We start from the raw sequence: 20,284 nt of genomic DNA on the forward strand, positions 1-20,284 counted from the left end.
CTCAGGCGAGCTCGAGCTGCACCGTGGCGATCTCCCAGGCGCGCAACGGCAGCCGGACCAGACCGTCGGCGTCGACGGTCAGCCGCTCGCCCGGCCGGCCGAGCAGGTCGGCCCGCCACGCCCCCCGGACACCCCGCCCGGCCCCGATGACCGCCCCGGTGTCGGTCGGGGTCTCGGCCACCACCCGCACCTCGACCCGGCCCTGCCGGTCCCGGACGCTGGTGAGCGCCACCCCCGGGCCGGTCACCGACAGTCCGGTGGCCGGGGCCGGCAGCGGGACGGACGGCTGCGCCGTGCCGGCGAAGGCCAGCGGCTCGTGCCGGTACGCCTCGGCCGCCTCGGTCACCCCGGCCCCGTGCCACTCGCCCCGGAACGGCAGCACCGCCAGCTCGACGGTCCGCTCGCCCCGGCACTGCGCCGACGGGGTGGGCAGCTGCGGGCCGGCCGGCTCGTCCCGCAGCGCGTGCCGGTTGCGCGACAGCATCCCGATCGACCGCAGCACCGTCACCGCCAGCTCGCGCCCGGAGTCGGTCAGCTCGTACTCGGTGGGCTGGGTCAGCAGCACCGCCAGCGCGCCGTCCCGTCCGCCGGCGGCCACGAACCCGGACGCCGGGAACGTCGGCAGCGGCACCTCACCGCCGCCGCCCTCGGCGGTCAGCCCGCGCTCCACCACCGCGAACTGGCCCTCGGCGTACGACGCGCGGGCCGGGGACGGCAGCGGCAGGTGCAGCCGCACCCGGTGGTCGTCGCAGCGGTTGTCGAACTCGATCCGCAGCCGGGCGAACCGCTCGCCGGAGCGCAGCTCGACCCGGGTGGTAACCGCCACGGCCTCCCGGTCCACCGTTCGGGAGCCGGCGTCCACGTCGGCCGCCACCGGCCAGCGGTACTCGCGCACCACGTCCACGACGGCCACCAGCGGACCCTTGTGCCGCACCACCGTGCGTACCGCGCGGGGCTTGTCGACCAGCTCGTCGGCGGCCGGCGGGGCGTAGTTGTAGCTGTCGCCCACGTCGCCGCCGTCGACGATCCGGCCCACCCCGTCCACCGTGACGCCGTCCGGGGTGGACAGCCGCAGCGTGCCGTCCTCGGCGACGTCGACGCGCAGCAGTCCGTTGTCCAGGCTCCGGTCGGCGACGGTGACCGGTCCGGGCACCGGGGCGGCGCCGGCCGGCAACGGAGTGACCGCCTCGGGGCCGGGCGCCGCGCCGGCCGGCAGCGGCACCGGCCGTACCGCGGCGTGGCCGAGCGCGGGCACGTCGACCAGCGCGGCGACGGTCAGCCGGGGCGCGGCGACGATGCGGACCCGCCAGTGGTCCGGCCGGCCGGCGTCGGCCAGCGCCAGCCGGACGTCCTCCACGTCGAAGGCGGGGTCGCCGTGCCGGGCCACCTCGAAGGTGAGGGTGGCGTCGGCCGGCGACACCGACCAGCGGGTGACCTCCTGACCGTAGAGCTCCCGGCCGTGCACCCGGGTGAGCACCCCGGGCAGGTCGACGGCCGGCACCAGGTCGTCGGCGAGCAGCGTCCGGGCCCGGTCGAGGACCTGCGCGGCCACCGTCGTACCGGCCGCGCCGGCCAGCCCCACCGCCGCGCCGTCGGGCACCTCGACGTCCAGGCGCACCAGCGCGGTCCGGGCGGTCGGGCTGGGGTTGAACACCAGGTACCCGTCGCGCGGTACGGCGGCGGCCAGCCGGGCCCCGACCAGGTCGCAGACCGCCCGGCCGAGCTGATCGGCCTCGGCCAGCCGGGCGGCCACCTGCTCGGCGGTCTCGTCGCAGCCGCACCCGGTCACCGAGTCGTGGCAGCTCGCGTCGATCAGCCGGGTCCACGCCATGTCCAGGAAGCGCTGCACGGAGGGGTCGTGCCAGAGCGCGGCGAGCGGTTCGGCGTACCGCTCCACCCGGCGCTCGGCGCGACCCATCGCCTGCTTCAGGTGGGCGCGCACGGAGATCACGCCGGGCAGGATGTTCGCCCGGGCGTGCGAGCGCAGCTCCCCACGTACGGTGGGCAGCCCGTCCACGGTGGTCGGCTGGGCGGCGAAGTACTCGGCGAGCGTGCCGAGCCGGAACCGGATGCCGTCGACGTCGGCGGCGGCGAGCAGGTCGGGGGCGTCCGGGGCCGGCGCCGCGTGGTCGGTGCCGTACATGGCCAGGGTCGGTCCGTCCGCGCCGTCGGGTCGCCAGCCGCCGAGCCGGTCGGCCAGGTCGGTGGCCCGGCGGGTGACCAGGGCGGCGTCGTCCATCAGGCCGGCCGCGTTGCCGTACCCGCCGGGCAGGTACTCGGTGCGCACCGTGGTGCCGTCCGGCGCCTGCCAGGCGAACGCGTGGGTGCGGACCCGGTCGGGTACGCCGCGGAACACGCAGGCGTGGGCCAGCCCGGCATTGGCCAGCAGCTGCGGCATCTGGGCGATGTGGCCGAACATGTCGGGCAGATAGCCCACCGGCATGGCCCCGCCCAGCTCGGCGCTGCGGGTCAGCCCGCGCTCCAGGTTGCGGACGATGTTCTCGCCGGAGCAGAGGAACTCGTCGAGCAGGATCTGCCACGGCCCGACCGCCAGCCGTCCGGCGCGGACCAGGGCGATCACCTGCTCGCGCCGCTCCGGGCGCACCTCCAGGTAGTCGTCCACCGCGGCGAGCTGCCCGTCGAGGGTGAACCGCTGCCGCTCGTCGCGTTCCATCCGGTCGAACACGTCGTCCAGCAACGCCACCAGCCGCAGCCGGAACCGCTGGAACGGCTCGTACCACTCCCGGTCCCAGTGGGTGTGCGGCACGACGATGATGTCGGTCGGTCGTGTCATGAGCTGGCCGCCTCTCCGCCGATCGCCGCCCCGGTCAGCTCACCGAAGCGGCGTACCACCTGTTGGCTGGTCCGTACGTCGGTCGCGCCCTCGGCGATCCCGGTCAGCGGCGGCGCGCCCGCGGTGACCATCGCGTGGAAGGCGACCAGCTCCTGCTCGAACGCCTCGGTCACCGACCGGAACGCCGCCCGCCGCTCACCGCCGCCGTGCGACTCCACCAGGGTCAGCGTGGTGGGCGCGTTGAGCAGGTACGGCGACGGGAAGACCAGTTCCAGCGAGCCCCGGGCGTGATGCAGGGTCACCGTCTCCCGGTAGGCCGGGTAGTCGGGCAGGTTGAGCCAGCGGATGCCGTAGCGGGCCCCGCCCGGCAGCCGCCCGCTGATCTCCACCGACGGCTCCGCCGGCCCGTCGGGCGTCAGCGGCCAGGTCGCGACGTGCTCCACGGTGGCCGGCGCGCCGGTGAAGAGCCGTAGCAGGGACAGGTCGTGCGAGATGCTGTTGATCAGGATCTGGTAGAGGGTGCGCGCGCCCGGGTCGGCGCCGACCGCGGCGTCGAGCAGCGCGGCGTCGGCGGCGCGCAGCCGGGCCACCTCGGCGGGCGGCACGTCGGCGGGGGCCGGTGGCAGGTTGGCGAAGGCGAGCTGCCGGTCGCCGCCGGCGTGCAGCACGCTCACCTCCACGGCGTGGACCCGCTCGGCCCCGCCCCACTCGTCGAGCAGCCGGGCGGCCTCGGCCACCGCCGGGTCGTACTGCTTCATGTAGCCGACCATCAGCGCCGGCGCGCCGCCGCTCAGCTCGGTCAGCCGGGCCGCCTCCGCCAGGGTGTAGGCCAGCGGCTTCTCGGAGAGCACCGGCAGGCCCGCGCGCAGCGCCGCCGCGGCCAGCTCACCGTGCGAGCCGGAGGTCGCCAGCAGCAGCGCGTCGTACCCGCCGTCGGCCAGCATCGCGGCGGCGTCGGTGTAGCGGCGGCCCGGCTCGACGCCGTACCGGCCGCCCAGCTCGACCACCCGGGTGGGGGAGAGGTCGCCGAGCGCGACGATCTCGAACAGGTCGCCGCGGCGTTGCAGCAGCGGCAGGTGCACCGTACGGGCGATGATGCCCAGCCCGGCGACGGCGATCCGGATCCGCTTGCCCGGTTCGGTCATCGCAGCGCCTCCTCGAGCCAGCGCCGGTTGGCGCGCTGGTCGGCCAGCGTCCGGTCGAGGTCCCGTCCCTCCGCCGGCGCGTCCTGTTCGATCACCAGCCAGCCGGTGTAGCCGATGGCGTCGAGGCCGGCGAGCACCCCGGCGAAGTCGACGTCGCCGGCTCCCAGGGCGCAGAAGCCACCGGCGGCGACCACGTCGGCGAGGCCACCGCCGGCCGCCCGGACCCGCTCGTGGACGGCCAGGTCGGCGTCCTTGAGGTGCACCTGCCCGATCCGGCCGGCCCATCGGCGGACCGCCGCGACCGGGTCTCCGCCGGCCAGCAGCAGGTGCCCGGTGTCCAGGCAGACCGCGATGTCGGTGAGTTCGAGCAGCCGGTCGGCCTCGGCCTCGGTCTCCACGTCGGTGCCGAGGTGGTAGTGGAACACCGGTTCCAGACCCCGGTCCCGGCACCGGTCGGCGGCCTGCTGCACCCGGGCGGCGAACTCCGGCCAGGCGGTGGCCGGCAGCGCCGAGGTGAGGTCGGGTGGCGTGCCGGGCCGGGCCATCCGGCCGGGGTTGCCGGGGCAGGCCAGCGTGGGCCGGGGGGCGAACCGGGGGTCGTCGGCCGGTACGGCGGTGAACGCGTCGAGCGCCGCGTCGAGCTGGACCAGGTCCGCGCCGAAGCCGTCCGGGTCGGCGTAGCGCAGGTCGACCCAGCCGCCGGCGAGCCCGATGCCGGTCGCCGCGAGCCGGCCGGCCAGCGCCTCGCCGGTGCCGAGGTAGCCGATCGGGCCGGAGTCCACCCCGTCGTACCCGTCGCGGGACAGGGCCGCGAGCAGGTCGTCCGGGTCGAGGAGTGTGTCGTCGTGCTGGTAGATGCCGTGGTTGACCGGTGCGCCGGCCACCCGGGTTCGTCCGCTCAGCTGCACAGTGCGATCACCTCCATGCGGTGCGATTCCAGGACGTGCAGGCCGTCGCCGGCCGGGAGCCGGCACCGGTCACCGTGGACGACGCGGTGGCTGCCGTCGGGGTAGCCGAGCAGCATGCCGTCCGCGTCGAGGGCGAGCAGTTCGTCACCGACGCGCAGCAGCAGCGGCGCGTCGGGGCCGGCGGACACGGCGGTACGACCGGCCCGCAGCGCGTCGAGCACGGCGGCCTGCGGCTCGCGGTCGTCGTCGACCAGCAGCCAGGTGGTGGGGGAGCCGGGCGGCGCGTCGTCGCCGGGGCGGTGGAAGTCGCTGCCCCCGACGGGCACCACGTCCGGGCGCCAGGCCCGCGCCCACGCCAGCGGGGCGCCCCAGGTGCGGTCCCACCAGCCGGAGTGCCACACCTCGGCCAGCCGGGTACGCGTGGTCAGCGGCTGCCGCCAGGCGCAGTCGCCGCCGAGGGGGTGGTTGACCGACATCAGCCCGCCGGCCCGCTCCGCGCCGGCCAGCCACTCGTCGGGCGGCTGCCGGAAGTCGACCCAGCCGACCGGGCCGAACACGTTGGCGTGTCCCCGGTCGGTGGTCACCTCCTGCCCGGGCAGCAGGGTGAGGCCGTACCGGGCCGAGGCGGCGGGCAGCCACGGGTGGTGGCTGACGGTGTTGTGGTCGGTGACGGCGAGGAAGTCCAGGCCCCGGGCGGCGGCGAGGGCGGCCAGCTCGTCGATGGTGGCCGCGCCGTCGCTGTGCACGGTGTGCGCGTGCAGGTCCCCGGCGATCCAGCGCCGGCCATCCGCCCCGGGCAGCGCGCGGCGCGGCGGGCGGTCCGGGCGCGGTGGCGCCGTCGGCGGCGTCGGGGCGTCCGGCCCGGTGGTGCTGGTGGTGGCGGTGACCTCGTAGCTCAGGCCCTCCGGTGGGATGCGGTGCAACCGGAGCAGCACCTGCCATTCGCCGGGTTCCAGCTCACCGGGCAGGTAGCCGGGGGTGGCCCAGTGGGCGGCCACGGTGTAGCCGTCGCGGGCGCCGCCGGACCAGCCCCGGAAGCCGGCCGGCCCGAGGCAGCCCAGGTCGAGCACCCCGGCCTGCCGGGGATAGTCGAGTCGTACGGTGAGCGCGGCGGTGCCCGGCGGCACGGTGACCGGCAGCGTCCGCAGCACGCTCTCGGCGCGGTCCGCCAGCGTCCAGCTGCCCCGGTGCACCGCCATGCCTCACCGCTCCGCGCCGGTACGCGCCGCGGGCACGGCCGCCGCCGTCCCCCTCACCAGCTCCCCGTCCCGGTAGAGCAGTGACCGGCCGGGCCGGGGCACCACCCAGCCGGTGTCGCCGGGTTCGGGCTCGCGTCCCTCCGGCACGACGACCTGGACGCTGGTCCCCGCGGCCCCGGCGACGTCCCCGCCGGCCACGTCGAGGGAGACCAGCGAGAAGCTGCCCAGGTTCTCCACCACGACCACCTGCCCGCTCAGCGCCCCCGGCACCGGTTCGGCGGAGTAGTCCAGGTACTCCGGGCGTACCCCGTACACGAGCTTCTCGCCGGCGCTCACCCGGTCCCGGACGTCCTCCGGCATCGGCAGCCGGGTGCCGGCGACGGCCAGTTCGCCGTCCTGCGCCTCGGCGTCGATGAGGTTCATCGGGGTGGAGCCGATGAAGCCGGCGACGAAGGTGTTGGCCGGGCGGCGGAACACCTCGGTCGGGGTGCCGACCTGCCGGATCCGGCCGCCCTCCATGACGGCGATCCGGTCGGCGAGGGCGAGCGCCTCGGCCTGGTCGTGGGTGACGAAGACGGTGGTGACGCCCAGTTCGCGCTGCAGCCGCTTGAGGAAGGTGCGCGCCTCCAGCCGCAGCCGGGCGTCGAGGTTGGACAGCGGTTCGTCGAGGAGGAACACCTGCGGGTGGCAGGCCATCGCCCGGGCGAGCGCGACCCGCTGCTGCTGCCCGCCGGAGAGTTGCCCCGGGCGGCGTTGCAGCAGCGCGGACAGGCCCAGCTCGTCGGCGGTCTCCGCCGCCTTCTCCGCGCGGCCGCGACGGTCCATCTTCTTGATCCGCAGCGGGTAGGCGATGTTCTCCTGCACGGTCATGTGCGGGAAGAGCGCGTAGTCCTGGAAGACCATCGCCACGTCCCGCTTGCCGGGCGGCAGGTTGGTCACGGCGCGGTCGCCGATGTGCACGTCGCCGCCGGAGGCGACCTCCAGCCCGGCGATGGTGCGCAGCAGGGTGGTCTTGCCGCAGCCGGACGGCCCGAGCAGCGCGAAGAACTCGCCGTCGGCGATCTCCAGGTCGAGGGCGTCCAGGGCCCGCACCCCGTTGGGGTAGACCTTGGTCAGGTCGCGCATGGTGATGGCGGACATCAGCGCTTGATCCCTCCGTGGAAGCGGAATCCGTACCGACTGCTGACGAAGACGAACATGAGCGCCACCGGCAGCGAGTAGAGCAGCGAGAACGTGGAGAGCAGCCGCAGGTCGGCCTGGCCGCCCTCGGTGTAGAGGGTGTACATGATCACCGCGGCGGGGGCCTTCTCCGGCCCGCGCAGCAGCAGGAACGGCACCAGGAAGTTGCCCCAGACGTTGGCGACCGCCCACACCCCGACGGTGGCCAGGCCGGGGCGGACCAGCGGCACCACGATGTGCCGCATGATCTGCAACGGGCTGGCGCCGAAGACCCGGGCGGACTCCTCGTAGGACGTCGGAGTGGCGTCCATGAAGTCCTTGAGGATGAAGATCGCCGCGGGCAGCAGCCCGCCGGTGAGGATCAGGATGACCCCGAGCCGGGAGTCGATCAGGTTCAGCCGGAACGCCAACTCGAACAGCGGCACCATGGTGGCCGTGCCGGTGACGATCGAGGAGAGCAGCAGCAGCCCGTAGAGCAGCGCGTCTCGGCCGGGCACCCGGACCCGGCTCAGCGCGTACGCGGCCAGCGCCCCGAATGTCACCACCAGCGCCGCGGTGCCGCCGGCCAGGTAGACGGAGTTGAGCAGCGAGCTGAGCGCGTACGGGTTGTCGAGCAGCGCCCGGAAGTTGTCCAGGGTGAACCGCGGCAGCGAGGCGGTGATCGTCGGAGTGTCGTCGAACGGGGCGGTGGCCAGCCAGAGCAGCGGCAGCGCGAAGAACCCGAGGACGGCGCAGAGGAAGGTGTAGCGGGCGACCCGGCCGAGCAGGTGCCGGACGGCTTCCGTGCCGGCCTTCGGGTCGGTGGTCGGCGCGGGCGCCGTGCTGGTCGCGCTGCTCACGCCGTCTCCTTCCGCCGGCCCAGCATGCGCAGGTAGACCAGCGCGATGACCAGGTTGATCAGCAGCATGACGAACGAGATCGCGGCGCCGAAGCCGAGTTCACCGCCGGAGAGCGCCACCTTGTAGACGTAGACCGGGAGGATCTCCGAGCGCTGCTCGGGGCCGCCTGCGGTGATGAGGAACGGCGCGAAGTCGTTGAACGTCCAGAGGCTGATCAGCAGCAGGTTGGTCAGCACGTGCCCGCGGATGCGGGGGAAGACCACGTCGCGCAGTTGCTGCCAGGTGGACGCGCCGGCCAGCCGGGCGGTCTCCAGGTGGGAGCGGGGCACGTTCTCCAGGGCGGCGGCGTAGAGCATCATCGAGAACGCGGTGCCGCGCCAGGTGTTGAACACGATGATCGACAGCATCGGGTGGTCGAGCAGCCAGGCCGTGCCCGGGATGCCGAGCAGCGTGTTCAGGGTGCCGCCGTCCCGGTCGAGCAGGGCGATCCAGAGGAAGGCCACCACCGAGCTGGGCAGGATCCAGGAGAGCAGGACGAACGCCTCGACCACCCGGCGCAGCGGGCCGCGCCGGTCGCGCAGGGCGAAGGCGATGGCGAAGCCGAGCCCGGCCTGGCCGATGACCGCCGAGCCGAGCACGAACTGCAGGGTCAGCACCAGCGAGGAGCGGAACCTTTCGTCGCCCAGGGCCCGGGTGTAGTTGTCCAGGCCGACGAGCTCCGGGTTGGCGGCGGCGAGGCCGGTCAGCCGGTAGTTGGTGACGCCCAGGTAGATCGTCCAGGCGGCCGGCACCACGAGGAAGAGCAGGATCAGCACCATGCTGGGCACGAGGAACCCGGTGGCCCGGGCCCGGCCCAGGCCGGCGGCGTCGGGGGCCGGGGAGGCGCCCGTCTCCGGGCGCCTCCCCTCCACCACCTGGTCAGGAGGTGACGTTACCTGCGCCACCGACGATCCCTTCCAGCTTCTTCTGGTACGCCCCGGCGGCCTCGTCGGCGCTCCGGCCCGACGCGGCGGCGGCGGTCGCCTCCTGCAGCGCCACCGACACCTGCGGGTACACCGCCAGCGGCGGCCGGTACGCGGTGACCGGCAGCACCTTCTCGGTGACGAAGCTCAGCATCGGGTCGCCCGCGAGGACCTCCTTGTTGACGTCCATCCGCGCGGTGATCCGTGCCTCGCCGGCGAGTTCGGCCTTGACCGCCTCCGCCGAGTGCATGAACGACAGCAGCTCCCAGGCCTGGGACGGGAACTTGGAGTTCGGGTTCAGCACCCGTACGCCGCCGCCGGACATGCTGACGAAGTCCTGCCCGCGGATGCCCGCGCCGGGCTGCTTGGCGGGGATCATCGCGAACCCGACGGTGGTGTTCCGGTCGGCCATCTTGGCGATGCCGGTGCTCGGGTTGATGACGCTGCGCCAGAAGTAGTCGCCCTCGGCCAGGATGCCGATCTTGCCGGCGGCGAACTCCGCGAAGGACTTGTCGCGCCCCTTCGCCTCCTGTTGCAGCTTGGGATCGCCCAGGCCGCCGCCGTAGATCTTCGTGTAGAAGTCGAGCATGTCCTTGACCGGCTGGCTGGCCCCGGCCCACTTGCCGTCCTTGTAGATCTCGCCGCCGGCGCCGACCAGCAGCGGCAGCGCGCCCTGCATGGAGGTCGCCTCGCCCATCGCGGTGCCGGCGTTGATCTGGATCGGGGTCACCCCAGGCAGCGCCTTGAGCTTGGCGCCGGCGTCGAGGATCTCCTGCCAGCTCTTCGGTTGCCAGTCGGCCGGCAGGCCGGCCTGGGCGAAGAGCTTCTTGTTGTAGTAGAGGACCCGGCCGTCGGTGCCGAGCGGGATGCCGTAGCGCTTGTCCTCGAAGCTGCCGAGGCCCTGCACGGTCTCGGGGATCTGCGACCAGCCCTCCCACGAGTTGGCCTGGTCGCCGGCCACCTCGGACAGCGGCTTGAGGTAGCCGGCCTGGACGAACTCGCCCACCCAGATGCCGTCCACCGCGATGACGTCGGCGCCGCCCTTGGAGCGCAGGTCCAGGGCCAGCTTGGTCTTGTACTGCTCGTCGTCGACGCCGCTGGGCACGAACGTCACCTTGGCGGTGACGCCCTTGGCCTTCTGCGCCTCGACGAACCGGGGGATGACCCACTTCTCGATCCACTCCGCGCCGGCGGAGTTCTTGCCGCCCACGATGGAGTTGGCGGAGATCGTGAGGGTGATGTTCTTGGCGTCCTTGCCAGCGGGCTCGGACGAGTCGCCGCAGGCCGTGAGGCCCAGGGCAAGGGTGGTGAACGCGGCGAGCACGCCCGCTGCGCGTCTCGGCTTGGATGTCATGGGCTGCTTCCCTTCGCAAGGAGACTTCGAAGAGACTCGCGGGTCGCCCGCCGGCCGCACGTCCGCCGCCGGCGGTGTTTGCGGCCACAATGTCATGACAGCCTGACGACGTAAATACCTGTCACTGAAATGAGCCCGAAACATCCACCGTCACCGCTCGGCGACGGTCACCTCGAGGGAGTAGCGGCTGGCCCGGTAGAGGTGCGCGCCGTGTTCCACGTACCGGCCCTGGTCGTCGTAGGCGGTGCGGGTCATGGTGAGCAGGGGCGCGCCGCGCCGCTCGCCGAGCATCTGCGCCTCGGCGGCGGTCGCCGACCGCGCGCCGATCCGCTGGTGGGCGCCGCGGATGCGCATGCCGCCGGCGCGCAGGATCGCGTACAGGCCCTTGGCCTGCAACGCGTCCATGCTGAGCCGGACCAGGTCGGGCGGCAGCCAGTTCTCCATCACCGCGAGGGGTTCGGAGTCGGAGAACCGCAGCCGGCGCAGGTGCTGCACCTCGCTGCCGGCCGGTACGCCGAGCGCGGCGGCGACGTCGGCCGGGCAGGCCACGGTGGCCAGTTCGAGCACCGAGGTGGACGGCTGCTGGCCGGCGCGCAGCAGGTCGTCGTGGAGACTGGTCAGCTCCACCGCCCGGCGCACCTCGCCGCGCACCACCTGGGTGCCCACCCCGCGGCGGCGCACGATCAGTCCCTTGTCGACCAGATGCTGGATCGCCTGTCGCACGGTCGGGCGGGACAACCCGAGCCGGTCGGCGAGCTGCAACTCGCTGTCCAGCCGGTCGCCGGGCGCCAGCTCGCCGCGCTGGATGGCCGCGGCGAACTGCTCCGCGACCTGGAAGTAGAGCGGGACCGGGCTGCTCCGGTCGACCGCGATCTCGGGGCCGGTCACGGCACCTCCTCGCTGGGCACGCGCGGGATCTCGGGGCACGATGATGGGCGCCACTGTACCGAAGCGGTCACCGAACGCAGAGGGCGGATGTCATGACAACACATTGACAGAACTCGTAGAGCGCTGTTACCAATCAGGGGCAGGGCCGGCGGGCACGGCATCGCCGGCCGGGGAAGGACGCCGCATGCTCGATGTGCTCACCATCGGCCGGGTCGGGGTGGACATCTATCCGTTGCAGATCGGCACGCCGCTGGCCGAGGTCGAGACGTTCGGCAAGTTCCTCGGCGGCAGTCCCACCAATGTGGCCGTCGCCGCCAGCCGCCAGGGGCTGCGCGCCGGCGTGATCACCCGTACCGGCGCCGACGCGTTCGGCGACTACGTGCACCGGGCGCTGCGCGACTTCGGCGTCGACGACAGTCAGGTCCACCCGGTCGACGGGCTGCCCACCCCGGTGACCTTCTGCGAGATCTTCCCGCCGGACGACTTCCCGCTCTGGTTCTACCGCACCCCGACCGCCCCGGACCTGCAGATCCGCGCCGAGGAACTCGACACCGACGCGATCGCCGCGGCCCGGGTCTTCTGGCTCACCGGCACCGGCCTGTGCCAGCAGCCGAGCCGGGACGCGCACGCGGCCGCGCTGGTCGCCCGCGACGGGCGCCCGCACACGGTGCTCGACCTGGACTACCGGCCGATGTTCTGGTCCGACCCGGCGGCGGCCACCGCCGCGGTCGCCGAGGTGCTGCCGCGGGTCACCGTGGCCGTCGGCAACCTCGACGAGGTGGAGATCGCCGTCGGCACCCGCGACCCCGAGCGGGCCGCCGGGCTGCTGCTCGACCGCGGGCCCGGCCTGGCGGTGGTGAAGCTCGGGCCGGCCGGGGTGCTGGCCCGTACCCGCACCGAGACCGTCCGGGTGCCGCCGGTGCCGGTGACGGTGGTCAACGGGCTCGGCGCCGGCGACGCGTTCGGCGGCGCGCTCTGTCTGGGCCTGCTGCGCGACTGGCCGCTGGAGCGGACGCTGCGCTTCGCCAACGCCGCCGGCGCCATCGTCGCCTCCCGCCTGGCCTGCTCCGCAGCCATGCCCGATCACGCCGAGACCGCGGCGCTGGCCCGTGCCGTCCAGTCGGAACCGGCGTCGTCGACCGCCGCCGGGGGAGGAGAAGACCGGTGAGCACCGAGTACGACGCGCTGACCCTCACCCGCGCCCACCGGCCACAGGCAATCGCCGAGGCCGCCGCCCGCCGGACCCGCCGACCGTGGCCCGACCACGGCCGGCCGCTGTTCATCATCGCCGCCGACCACCCCGCCCGCGGCGCCCTCGGCGTGCGGGACCGACCGATGGCGATGGCCGGGCGCGCCGACCTGCTCGACCGGTTGCGCCTGGCGCTGTCCCGACCGGGCGTCGACGGCGTGCTCGGCACCCCGGACGTCCTGGAGGACCTGCTGCTGCTCGGCGCGCTGGAGGATCGCCTGGCCATCGGCTCGATGAACCGCGGCGGGCTCTCCGGCGCCACCTTCGAACTCGACGACCGGTTCACCGCGTACGACGCCGACAGCATCGCCGCGATGCGCTACGACGGCGGCAAGATGCTCTGCCGCATCGACCCGGACGACCCGGGCACCGCCCCCACCCTGCAGGCCTGCGCCCGGGCGGTCACCGCCCTCGCGGCCCACCGGACGGTGGCCCTCGTCGAGCCGCTCTGGGTGGCGCGCACCGACGGCCGGGTGCACGCCGACCTGCGCCCCGAGGCGGTCATCAAGGGCGTCAGCGTCGGCCAGGCCCTCGGCGCCACCTCCGCGTACACCTGGTTGAAGCTGCCGGCGATCGACGAGATGGAACGGGTGATCGCCGCGACCACCCTGCCGGTCCTGCTGCTCGGCGGTGACCCGGTGGAGGCGCCGGACGTGGTGTACGCGCGGTGGGCACGGGCGTTGCGGCTGCCCGGGGTGCGCGGCCTGGTGGTCGGCCGGGCGTTGCTCTACCCGCCGGACGACGACGTGGCCGCCGCCGTGGACCTGGCCGGATCGCTGCTCCCCACCGGGCAGCAGGCGTGAGCGCCGTCGAGGCGCACCTGCCCTGGGGCACGACCACCCGGTCGCCCTGGGCGCTGGAGGTCACCCCCGAGCGGGCCGGCTGGCGCTACGCCGGCCTGCGGGTGCTCACCCTGCCTCCCGGTGGCACGGTCACCTTCGACACCGGCGACGAGGAGATGCTGGTCCTGCCGCTGGCCGGCGCGGCGACGGTGCACTGCGACGGGCTGAGTCTCGACCTGGCGGGCCGCGCCTCGGTCTTCGCGGCGGTCACCGACTTCGCGTACCTGCCGCGCGACGCCACGGTGACGGTGCGGGGCGAGGGCCGGTTCGCCCTGCCGTCGGCACGCGCCACCCGCCGGCTGTCGCCCCGCTACGGCGCCGCCCGGGACGTGCCGGTCGAGCTGCGCGGCGCGGGCCCGGCCAGCCGCCAGGTCAACAACTTCTGCTCCCCGGAGGCGTTCGACTGCGACCGGCTGGTCGCCGTGGAGGTGCTCACTCCGGGCGGCAACTGGTCGTCCTACCCGCCGCACAAGCACGAGGAGAACCGGACCCACGACGACGGCCGGGTCGAGGCGGAGCTGGAGGAGATCTACTACTTCGAGGTGGCCGGCGGCGCGCCCGGCGACCCCGGGGGACCGGTCGGCTACCAGCGCGTCTACGGCACCGCCCGACGGCCGATCGAGGTGCTGGCCGAGGTGCGCGGCGGGGACGTGGTGCTCGTCCCGTACGGCTACCACGGGCCGTCGATGGCCGCGCCCGGCTACCACCTCTACTACCTCAACGTGCTGGCCGGGCCCGGCCCGGAGCGGAGCATGGCCTGTGTGGACGACCCCCGGCACCACTGGGTCCGCGGCAGCTGGGCGGACCAGCCGGTCGACCCGCGGTTGCCGCTGACCGGCCCGACGACGCGGGAGGCGTGATGCCCAGACTGACGGTGGCGCAGGCGCTGGTGACGTTCCTGGCCCGGCAGTGGTCCGAACGCGACGGGGCGCGGCGGCGGCTGATCCCGGCCTGCTTCGGCATCTTCGGCCACGGCAACGTCGCCGGGATCGGGGAGGCGCTGGCCGGGCCGGCGGGCGCGGAGCTGCCGTACCACCTGTGCCGCACCGAGCAGGGCATGGTGCACACCGCCGCCGCGTACGCCCGGATGACCGACCGGCTCAGCACCCTGGCCTGCACCACCTCGATCGGTCCGGGCGCGACGAACCTGGTCACCGGCGCCGCCGGGGCCACCGTCAACCGGCTGCCGGTGCTGCTGCTGCCCGGCGACATCTTCGCCACCCGAGTCGCCAACCCGGTGCTGCAGGAGCTGGAGGATCCCCGGTCCTACGAGGTCAGCGTCACCGACGCGCTGCGGCCGGTCTCCCGCTACTGGGACCGGATCAACCGGCCGGAACAGTTGCCGGCGGCGCTGCTGGCCGCGATGCGGGTGTTGACCGATCCGGTGGAGACCGGCGCGGTCACCCTCGCGCTGCCGCAGGACGTGCAGGCGGAGGCGTACGACTGGCCGGCGGAGCTGTTCGCCGAACGGGTCTGGCACGTGCCGCGTCCCCGCCCGGACTCGTCCGCCGTCACCCGGGCCGCCCGGGTCGTCACCGCGGCGCGGCGGCCGCTGGTGGTGGCCGGCGGCGGGGTGATCTACAGCGGGGCGTGCGAGGCGCTGCGCCGATTCGCCGAGGAGCACGGGGTGCCGGTCGCCGAGACGCAGGCCGGCACCGGTGCCCTGCCGTACGGTCACCCGCTCGCGCTCGGCGCGGTCGGCGTCACCGGCACCACCGCCGCCAACGAGATCGCGGCGGGCGCGGACCTCGTGATCGGGGTGGGCACCCGCTACAGCGACTTCACCACCGCCTCCGGCACCCTCTTCGGCGACGACGCCCGGTTCGTCAACGTCAACATCACCGGCTTCGACGCCGCGAAGCTCTCCGGCGTGCAGGTCGTCGGCGACGCCCGGGAGAGCCTGGCGGCGCTGGACGCGGCGTGCGCGGGCTGGGGCACCGAGCCCGCGTACCGGGCGTCGGTGGCGGAGCTGACCGAGCGGTGGGCGGCCGTGGCGGACCGGGCCCGGCACGCCGACCCCGAGGCGCGGCCCACCCAGACCGCCGTGATCGGCGCGGTCAACGACGCCGCCGGGCCGCGCGACGTGGTGGTCTGCGCGGCCGGGTCCATGCCCGGCGACCTGCACCGGCTGTGGCGCAGCGCCGACCCGAAGAGCTACCACGTCGAGTACGGCTACTCCTGCATGGGCTACGAGATCCCCGGCGGGATCGGGGTCCGGCTGGCCGCGCCGGACCGCGAGGTCTTCGTGCTCATCGGTGACGGCTCCTACCTCATGCTGCCCAGCGAGCTGGCCACCGCGGTGGCGGAAGGGGTGAAGCTGGTCGTCGTGCTGGTGGACAACCAGGGGTTCGCCTCGATCGGCCGGCTCTCGGAGAGCGTCGGCGCGCAGCGGCTCGGCACCGCCTACCGCGACCGGGCCGGCGGCCGGCTCCCGGTCGACCTGGGCGCGAACGCGGCGAGCCTCGGCGCGGACCTGATCCGGGTGACCACCACGGCGCAGCTGCGGGCCGCGCTGACCACCGCCCGGGCGGCGGAGCGCACCACGGTCGTCCACGTCGAGACCGACCCGTTCGAGGCCGGTCCGGACGGCGGCGCCTGGTGGGACGTGCCGGTCGCCGCCGTCTCGACCACCGCGCGTACGCGGGCCGCCCGGGCCGCGTACGAGGCCGGGTCCAAGGCCCGCCGTACCCGCCTGAGCGGTGATCCCGGGGCCTGAACCCCGAGCGGCGACATCGCCCACACCGACCCGATCGGGACGCCCCGCCCTCGTCACGGGCGCCTGCTGTGGTGGGAGGTTGGACGGGTGCCTGCCGGGTAAACGCCGCCATGGCCCATCGTCGTCCGGGCGACGGTCCCGTGCGCTCAGCGCTCGACGCGGTCGCCGAGCGGACCGTCCGGTCGGTGGCCGAGGCCCGCCGGCGCGGCGGCGCGGGCGGCCGGGTGCGGCTGCGCCAGCTCGAGGTGACCGTCGTGATCGCGGTGCAGGCCGGACTGGCCGCGGCGCTGGCGGCCCTGATCGCCCAGAACCTGCTCGGCCCCGGTGCGCACGTCTTCGCCCCGGCCGCGGCGGTCGGCACCATCGCCACCGCCATCGGGCAGCGGGCCCGCCGTACCTTCGAACTGCTGGCCGGGGTCGGGATCGGCATCATGATCGGTGACGGGCTGCGGTTCCTGCTCGGCTCCGGCCCCTGGCAGACCGGGGCGGTGGTCGCGCTGGCGATCGCCAGCGCGTTGCTGGTGGCCGGCCGGGGCGGGGCCCTGGTCGGGCAGGCCGGCGGTACCGCCGTCCTGATCGCGACGCTCGCCCCGATGGAACGGGGCCTGGAGCTGCCCCGCGTCTTCGACGCGCTGGTCGGCGGTGCGGTCGGCCTGCTGGTGGTGGCGCTGCTGCTGCCGATCAATCCGCTGCGGGTGCTGGACCGGGCGGCCGCGCCGCTCTTCGCCGCCGTCACCGAGCAGCTGCACGCGGTGGCGGACGCCCTGTCCCGTCGGGACGCCGACGCCGCGATCCGGGCGCTGGACCGGCTGCGGGGGCTGGACGCGGACATCGGGCGGCTGAACGAGTCGCTCAGCGGGGCAGAGGAGGTGGTGACGCTGGCGCCGGCCCGCTGGCACCGTCGGGCGCGGTTCCACCGCTACGCCCGGAGCGCCGAACACCTGGAGCGCCTGATCCTCATGAGCCGGGCGTTGGCCCGCTGGAGCGCGACCGCCCTCCAGTACGGCGAACCCGTCCCGGTGTGCCTGCCCCGGGCGGTTCGTCGGTTGGGTGACGGCGTGGCGGAGCTGCGCCGGGAGAGCCGGGCCGATCAGGAGCCCGAGCGGACCCGGCAGCTGGTCCGGGAAAGCGCCCACCTCGCCGGCCGGGCCTGGGCGGAGGGCGTGCGGTCGTACGGGGACGCCCTCGTCACCGATCTTCGTACCGCCGCCAGCGACCTGCTGCGGGGCACGGGGTGCGATCCGGAGGACGCCAACCGGATGGTGCGCCAGGCGGCGCTGGCCGGGGCGGCCGAGATCCGTCCGCCGCTGCACCGGGAGGTGCGCCGGCCGCGGCGTACCAGGATCACCGGCACCCGGCGCCGGGCGCGGCTGGCCAGGCGGGCCCGCCCCGAGGGGCGGGCAGCCGCGTCGTACCCGCCCGCGCGCTGAAGCGCTGCGCCGTCCCCGGCGGGGCTGCACGTCCGGGCACCCGCGCCGCCCGGGAACCCCGGGTGCCGCGTGGGGCGGCACCCGGGGTCGCGCCGGTCACCGGCGCGGTCGCCCGGTCAGGTGGCGACGCGGGCCAACAGCGTGAACGCCCGGACCGGATCGTCGGCGAGCTGGGCGCGGTCGGCCTCGGCGATCAGCGTCGCCCAGTCCGCCGGCGCACTTCCCCGGACGACCGCGGACTGGGCGGCCTCGCGGGCCACCGCGAGGATCGCGTCGTTCCGCGCGGCGGAGCCCTGACCCGTGCCGAGCTGCCGGCCGAGCGGCCGCAGCACCTCCGGCGCGTTGCGCAGTGAGCCGTCGGCGTTCCAGTTGCCCGGCGCCAGTGCCGCGCGCAGCTCCGGCCGCTGGTCGGCCACGGCCGCCAGCCCCGACCGGCCGTGGTCGGTGCGCAGTCCCCAGCCGAACGGGTACAGCGGCTGGTAGTCCCGGTCGCCGACGTTGATCGGCACCTGGGCCTCGCTGCGCGGCCACGTCACCGGGAGGCGGCCGGTGAAGGGCCGCCGGCCGAAGAGGACGTCGGCGACACCGGCACCCTCGCTGCCGGGCAGCCACGACGCCACCAGGGCGTCGATCTTGCCGAGCTGGTCCGTCACGATCTGCGGCCGTCCGGAGACCACGAGGACGACGCACGTCTCGATCTCGGCGCAGACCTTGTCGATCACGGCCTGGTCGGCGGGCTGCAGGCGCAGCGACTTCTCCTCCTGCTGGGGCGTCGAGCACCAGCCGCACTCCGGGCCGCCGACGTCGCCGTACCCCTCGGCGTACGGCGTCTCGCCGACCACCACCACGCCCACGTCGGCGCCGGCGGTGGGCGCGGAGGCGTCCGCGCTGTAGGTGACCCGGGCCTGCGGCGCCACCTGCCGGATGCCCTCCAGGATCGTGGTGCCGGGGATGAGGTCGCCCGACTGGCCCTGCCAGGTGATCGTCCAGCCGCCGGCCTGGTTGCCGATGTCGTCGGCGTTGCGACCGGCGACGTACAGGTTGGCGTCGCGGCGCAGCGGCAGCGCCCGCCCGGCGTTCTTCAGCAGCACCTGTGACTTCGCCACCGCGTCCCGACCGATCGCCCGGTGCTTCGCGCTGCCGACCTGGTCGACGTTCGCCGCCGAGGCGTACGGCTGCTCGAAGAGCCCGAGCTCGAACTTCTTGCGCAGGATGCGCCGCACGGCGTCGTCGAGGCGGGCCGTGCTGACCCGGCCGGCGGTCACCTCGGCCAGGAGCAGCTCTTCGAACTGCGGGGCGGTGTTCGGTTCCATGAACATGTCGGTGCCGGCATTCACGCCGACCCGGACCTTGTACGCGGTCAGGCCGGTGTTGGTCGGCTCGGCCGGGTCGGGAATCTGGTGGATGCCCTCCCAGTCGGAGATCAGGAACCCGTCGAAGCCCATCCGGCCCTTCAGGACGTCGGTGATCAGCTCCCGGTTGGCGTGCATCTTGGTCGGGTTGCCGAGGCCGTCCTCGGTCCAGTCCACGCTGGAGAAGGAGGGCATCACGCTGCCGACGTCGTGTCGCCAGAGGGCGGGACCGTAGGGCGAGAGGTCGGTCCGGGCGAAGTGGGCGCGGTCGGTCACGGTCACGCCCTGGTCGATGGGGTACCGCTGCTCCCACCACGGCTTGCCCTCGTTGGCGGCCGCGGTGGCCTCGTCGTAGTCGGTGTCGCCGTCGCCGGCGTAGTGCTTGGCGGTGGCCAGCACCCGGTCGGCGTCGTCGAGCTGGCCGGCGCGGCGCCCCTGCAGGCCGTCGATGACGGTTTCCATCGGGATGACCAGCGCGGGGTCCTCGCCGACGCTCTCGTAGCTGCGCCCCCACCGCTCGTCGCGGGAGACGCACACGCACGGAGCGAAGTTCCACGGGATGCCGGTCGCCCGCACCTCGGTTGCGGTGGCGTGGCCGATCCGCTCCACCAGGGCGGGGTCGCGGGTGGCCCCGAGGCCGACGTTGTGCGGGAAGACGGTGGCTCCGTGCACGTTGCCGTGCCCGTGCACGGCGTCGATGCCGTAGATCATCGGGATCTGCAGTCGGGTGCTCAGCGCCTGGGCCTGGAACTCGTTGACCATGTCGACCCAGGCGGCGGGGGTGTTGGTGGCGGGCGTCGAGCCGCCGCCGGAGAGCACGGAACCGAGCCGCCACTGCGCGACCAGCGTGGGATCGGCGGCGACGGCGGCCCGCTCGGCCTGGGTCATCTGGCCGATCTTCTCCTCGACCGTCATCCGGCCGAGCAGGTCGGCGACGCGCCGGTCGACCGGCAGCCTCCGGTCGAGGTACGGCAGGCCGTGCGCGTTGACCACCAGGACCGGCTGACCGCCGACGGTGGCGCCGGTGGAGCCCGTGGCGAGCGTCAGTGGGATGGTCTCGGCCGTCTCGGCGGTCCGGTCGCCGTGGACGGTGACGGTGATCGGCCGGGCGGTGCCGGGCCGGCTGCCGGCCGGAAAGGTCAGTGCGCCGGCGACGGGGGCGTAGTCGGCACCGGCGGTGGCAGTGCCGCTGCCCGTGGTGTAGCGGACGGTCGTCGGGGCCGCCAACGGGCGTCCGTCCGACGTGGTCACCGCGACGGTGACCTCCGCCCGGCCACCCTCGCCGACGGTCTGGACCGACCGGTCCGCGGCGACGGTGACGGTCTGGGTGCTCGCGGCCGAAGCGGACGACGCCGGCAGCAGCGATGCGGCCAGGGCGACGGTTCCGACGAGTGCGACGCGGCTGCGCCAGCATGAACTCATGTGGT

15 protein-coding genes are annotated in these 20,284 nt (G+C 74.6%); 5 read left to right on the plus strand and 10 right to left on the minus strand.

All coding sequences use genetic code 11. From position 1 onward, the window contains the following. Position 1: 1 nt before the first annotated feature. The 9 genes from FHX75_RS04065 to FHX75_RS04105 all read right to left on the minus strand — a co-directional run bounded on the left by FHX75_RS04065 (position 2) and on the right by FHX75_RS04105 (position 11,268). On the minus strand, positions 2–2,794 hold the full coding sequence (locus FHX75_RS04065) for a glycoside hydrolase family 38 N-terminal domain-containing protein (protein ID WP_154936723.1): 2,793 nt from the start codon (positions 2,792–2,794) through the stop codon (positions 2–4). Beyond that, positions 2,791–3,939, minus strand: a complete 1,149-nt coding sequence (locus FHX75_RS04070) for a Gfo/Idh/MocA family protein (protein WP_154936724.1) — start codon at positions 3,937–3,939, stop codon at positions 2,791–2,793. The genes FHX75_RS04065 and FHX75_RS04070 overlap by 4 nt, the downstream gene beginning before the upstream one ends. Continuing rightward, the gene (locus FHX75_RS04075; RefSeq protein WP_211364316.1) at positions 3,936–4,847 is read right to left on the minus strand and encodes a sugar phosphate isomerase/epimerase family protein; all 912 of its coding nucleotides are present in this window, start codon (positions 4,845–4,847) and stop codon (positions 3,936–3,938) included. The genes FHX75_RS04070 and FHX75_RS04075 overlap by 4 nt, the downstream gene beginning before the upstream one ends. Beyond that, a complete protein-coding gene (locus FHX75_RS04080; RefSeq protein WP_154936725.1) occupies positions 4,838–6,046 on the minus strand; it encodes a CehA/McbA family metallohydrolase in 1,209 nt (402 codons plus the stop codon). Before FHX75_RS04080 ends, FHX75_RS04075 begins: the two co-directional genes overlap by 10 nt. 3 nt (positions 6,047–6,049) lie before the next feature. Further along, positions 6,050–7,186 carry an ABC transporter ATP-binding protein gene (locus tag FHX75_RS04085; protein ID WP_154936726.1) on the minus strand — a complete coding sequence of 379 codons (1,137 nt, stop codon included), beginning with the start codon at positions 7,184–7,186 and terminating at the stop codon, positions 6,050–6,052. Further along, complete coding sequence (locus FHX75_RS04090; RefSeq protein WP_211364317.1) at positions 7,186–8,064, minus strand: carbohydrate ABC transporter permease; 879 nt, start codon at positions 8,062–8,064, stop codon at positions 7,186–7,188. The genes FHX75_RS04085 and FHX75_RS04090 overlap by 1 nt, the downstream gene beginning before the upstream one ends. After that, entirely contained in the window at positions 8,061–9,008 is a 948-nt protein-coding gene (locus tag FHX75_RS04095) for a carbohydrate ABC transporter permease (protein ID WP_211364318.1), read from the minus strand. Before FHX75_RS04095 ends, FHX75_RS04090 begins: the two co-directional genes overlap by 4 nt. Next, positions 8,983–10,380, minus strand: a complete 1,398-nt coding sequence (locus FHX75_RS04100) for an extracellular solute-binding protein (RefSeq protein WP_154936727.1) — start codon at positions 10,378–10,380, stop codon at positions 8,983–8,985. The genes FHX75_RS04095 and FHX75_RS04100 overlap by 26 nt, the downstream gene beginning before the upstream one ends. Before the next feature lie 150 nt (positions 10,381–10,530). Beyond that, complete coding sequence (locus FHX75_RS04105) at positions 10,531–11,268, minus strand: GntR family transcriptional regulator (protein ID WP_154936728.1); 738 nt, start codon at positions 11,266–11,268, stop codon at positions 10,531–10,533. 184 nt (positions 11,269–11,452) lie between these two features. Between FHX75_RS04105 and iolC the strand changes: the two genes are divergently transcribed. From iolC to FHX75_RS04130, 5 genes are all read left to right on the plus strand, one after another. Continuing rightward, positions 11,453–12,436, plus strand: coding sequence for a 5-dehydro-2-deoxygluconokinase (iolC, locus tag FHX75_RS04110; RefSeq protein ID WP_154936729.1), 984 nt, complete (start codon positions 11,453–11,455; stop codon positions 12,434–12,436). Next, positions 12,433–13,320, plus strand: coding sequence for a Cgl0159 family (beta/alpha)8-fold protein (locus FHX75_RS04115; protein WP_088961981.1), 888 nt, complete (start codon positions 12,433–12,435; stop codon positions 13,318–13,320). Before iolC ends, FHX75_RS04115 begins: the two co-directional genes overlap by 4 nt. Beyond that, positions 13,317–14,219, plus strand: coding sequence for a 5-deoxy-glucuronate isomerase (gene iolB / locus FHX75_RS04120; RefSeq protein WP_154936730.1), 903 nt, complete (start codon positions 13,317–13,319; stop codon positions 14,217–14,219). Before FHX75_RS04115 ends, iolB begins: the two co-directional genes overlap by 4 nt. Next, positions 14,219–16,075: a 3D-(3,5/4)-trihydroxycyclohexane-1,2-dione acylhydrolase (decyclizing) gene (iolD, locus tag FHX75_RS04125; protein WP_154936731.1), complete on the plus strand. Its 1,857-nt coding sequence runs from the start codon at positions 14,219–14,221 to the stop codon at positions 16,073–16,075. The genes iolB and iolD overlap by 1 nt, the downstream gene beginning before the upstream one ends. Before the next feature lie 140 nt (positions 16,076–16,215). Continuing rightward, entirely contained in the window at positions 16,216–17,505 is a 1,290-nt protein-coding gene (locus FHX75_RS04130; RefSeq protein WP_246157618.1) for an FUSC family protein, read from the plus strand. Between the two features lie 116 nt (positions 17,506–17,621). Here the strand turns inward: FHX75_RS04130 and FHX75_RS04135 are convergent, their stop codons facing one another. Next, the gene (locus FHX75_RS04135; RefSeq protein WP_246157621.1) at positions 17,622–20,279 is read right to left on the minus strand and encodes a glycoside hydrolase family 3 N-terminal domain-containing protein; all 2,658 of its coding nucleotides are present in this window, start codon (positions 20,277–20,279) and stop codon (positions 17,622–17,624) included. Positions 20,280–20,284 lie beyond the last annotated feature (5 nt).

This window comes from Micromonospora palomenae, from assembly GCF_007829925.1.
Classification (GTDB): domain Bacteria; phylum Actinomycetota; class Actinomycetes; order Mycobacteriales; family Micromonosporaceae; genus Micromonospora; species Micromonospora purpureochromogenes.

Excerpts from the sequence above, each read along its gene's own strand:
- iolD (WP_154936731.1), top strand. The coding sequence starts at position 14,219 with ATGCCCAGACTGACGGTGGCGCAGGCGCTGGTGACGTTCCTGGCCCGG.
- FHX75_RS04085 (WP_154936726.1), bottom strand. The coding sequence starts at position 7,186 with ATGTCCGCCATCACCATGCGCGACCTGACCAAGGTCTACCCCAACGGG.
- iolC (WP_154936729.1), top strand. The coding sequence starts at position 11,453 with ATGCTCGATGTGCTCACCATCGGCCGGGTCGGGGTGGACATCTATCCG.
- FHX75_RS04065 (WP_154936723.1), bottom strand. The coding sequence starts at position 2,794 with ATGACACGACCGACCGACATCATCGTCGTGCCGCACACCCACTGGGAC.
- FHX75_RS04070 (WP_154936724.1), bottom strand. The coding sequence starts at position 3,939 with ATGACCGAACCGGGCAAGCGGATCCGGATCGCCGTCGCCGGGCTGGGC.
- FHX75_RS04100 (WP_154936727.1), bottom strand. The coding sequence starts at position 10,380 with ATGACATCCAAGCCGAGACGCGCAGCGGGCGTGCTCGCCGCGTTCACC.
- FHX75_RS04135 (WP_246157621.1), bottom strand. The coding sequence starts at position 20,279 with ATGAGTTCATGCTGGCGCAGCCGCGTCGCACTCGTCGGAACCGTCGCC.
- FHX75_RS04080 (WP_154936725.1), bottom strand. The coding sequence starts at position 6,046 with ATGGCGGTGCACCGGGGCAGCTGGACGCTGGCGGACCGCGCCGAGAGC.